The sequence below is a fragment of the Bacillus ectoiniformans genome, from assembly GCF_016908875.1.
GTDB classification, from domain to species: Bacteria; Bacillota; Bacilli; order Bacillales; family Domibacillaceae; genus Bacillus_BX; species Bacillus_BX ectoiniformans.
The window spans coordinates 1-2,267 of record NZ_JAFBES010000029.1; the positions used below are offsets into that span (position 1 = coordinate 1).

The 2,267-nt window shown below is 42.2% G+C and carries 2 protein-coding genes; one reads left to right on the forward strand and one right to left on the reverse strand.

The window, feature by feature from the left end; translation table 11 throughout:
• Window positions 1-77: 77 nt before the first annotated feature.
• On the reverse strand, window positions 78-1,001 hold the full coding sequence (locus JOC78_RS17360; protein ID WP_338023230.1) for a catalase family peroxidase: 924 nt from the start codon (window positions 999-1,001) through the stop codon (window positions 78-80).
• 385 nt (window positions 1,002-1,386) lie between these two features.
• Between JOC78_RS17360 and JOC78_RS17365 the strand changes: the two genes are divergently transcribed.
• Complete coding sequence (locus JOC78_RS17365; protein ID WP_204558603.1) at window positions 1,387-2,082, forward strand: LamG domain-containing protein; 696 nt, start codon at window positions 1,387-1,389, stop codon at window positions 2,080-2,082.
• The last annotated feature ends 185 nt before the right edge of the window (window positions 2,083-2,267 follow it).

Below are 2,267 nucleotides of genomic sequence, written 5' to 3' on the forward strand. Positions count from 1 at the left end.
TGCTTAGTATAAAATTGAACCGCCGTATACGGATCCGTACGTACGGTGGTGTGAGAGGTCGGATAATCAATTAATGATTATCCTCCTACTCGATACTGATTATTTATTCTCCTCTTATAAGACTCCGCATACGCCTTACTCCGAAATATCAGCACCGGATCTTCGGAGCATTCAATTCCATCGGGAACGATAGTAGGATCAAAACGAATCGACTCGGCGTTGTCAGCCCGTTTATTGGTGATGGTCAGCGTGCCGATTCTTAGTTTCTTACGATCAGCTGGCCATTCCTCGGTTGGATCATCGGTTGGGTCATCCGCTTCACCTAACTGAATAGTTAAATGAAAGATGATCGGGCCGTCAGCTAATCTCGCCTCAACTTCTTCTTCCATGGATTGCCTGGCTAATGAAAATGCAGACGATAGTGACAGCAGCTCTACTCCCGCATCAGGCTCCCACTCGTACTTAACCGCCTGCCGCTCTCCATGTTCATTGATAAAATAATAGGCATGAATCGAGTAATAGCAGCCTGTAGCAAAGCTTACTGGGGGTCGTAAGTTCTTTAGTATTTCAAATCCCGCTTGCCAATCGGGATGCTTGGCCATGACTTCAAGACGATCTTTTACCCCCATTTCACCTTTTTTAACAGCTCGAATCATATCAATGAATGCTTCGGGTGTTTTGGTGATGAAAACTGGAACCGTCACATTCGCAAGGTTCGTGATTTCGCCATTTGGCAATTGAAACTGAACGGACATACCTTTCACCGGATTTAATAGCTCTGTCGCTTCGGGATTAGGAGAACTGTGAGAGAAGCGGACAATAGCAGGTACTGCTGTCTCCTGAAAGTGAGCGGCGGTGGTATAAGCGGTAGCTGCTCCGTTAGGTTTAAACTCTGCTTCGAATCCAATTCCTTTCGCATGTGCCCGCCGATATCCCGGAAACTTCCCGGCCACGGCTTCGATTGAATCAATGGCCCCATCAGCAGATAATTTGTTTTTCACAAAAATCTCTCCTTTTCATTTATATGAAAAGAGTACCCTTTGGAATGGAATTGTAACCCAACAACTAGCGGTTCATGGTTACTAAAGAAGCTGCTAATAACGCAAGCTGGATAAACGATGACAAAACCATTCGTTTTTTCAAGAAATAGAGCTTTTATAGATATAAAAATTAGCTTATATGTGTGACGTTCACTCTTTTTTGGGTGAATGTCTTTTTTTGTGTGTTTAAATTTTAAAATGATGAATATATTACACTGGGGAAATAAAAGAAAAAAGTGTCTATTGACGGCTCGCCGTGTGCGATGAAAGTCGCCTGCATGGTGAAGGCTCGTTCGAAAGCCATAAAGAAATGGCATAAGACGAGAATAGCAGTTTAACTAATTTAATGGATTCAGCTGACGACCATTCGATGTATCAAAATCATGGAACACCCTTTAATGTGTCTTATATTGATGGAAAATCAAGAAGAGCTATTCAATTTGGAGGAGTCCAGTCTAAAGGCAGTGTAACCATTCCAGCGAATGATTCCTTAAATTTAACTAGTGAAATGACTGTTTCTTTTTGGGTGAAATTGAATAGTTATTATGGCAGGAATGGTGATGGGTACAATGCCGCAAAAGGAATTCATGCGGTGTTTAATAAAGGTCAAGAAGGCAACATGAGCAGTTACATCTACACTGATGATTCGAGATATTGTTCCAAATACATGTATGACATTAGAATAGAGGAATACTGCCAAGAATATGCCTACAGGCAGCCAGCGATTGATCTGTGGATGACTAGAACAGTCAGTACAATGAATCCTAATTTAAAAGTGAACAAAAAATTCGAACTTGGAGAATGGAATCATGTGGCGTTTGTTATTAGTCCATCCACTAGAAAGGCTTACATTAATGGAGTAATCGTTACAAATATATCTGCTTCGCCATTTGACTTTTCACCTTCTAATAATAGTGATATTATAATTGGCTGGTTAACTAGTGAGTGGTATGCGTTAAATGGCGCACTGGATGATTTCCGAATGTATAAAAGCACGTTAACTGAATCTGACATACAAGCTTTGTACAGTCAAGGTTTGTAGGATCGGCAAACGCAAACAGCCCTCTTATCCTAAGTAAGAGGGCCATTTCTAGTGTGCCCGGCATGGGTGTAATCTATAGGGTGAGAGTCTCGAACTGTGAAGGCAGAAGTAGCGGTTAGCTTAACGCAAGGGTGTCCGTGGTGACGCGGAATCTGAAGGAAGCGGGCGGCAAACTTCCGGTCTGA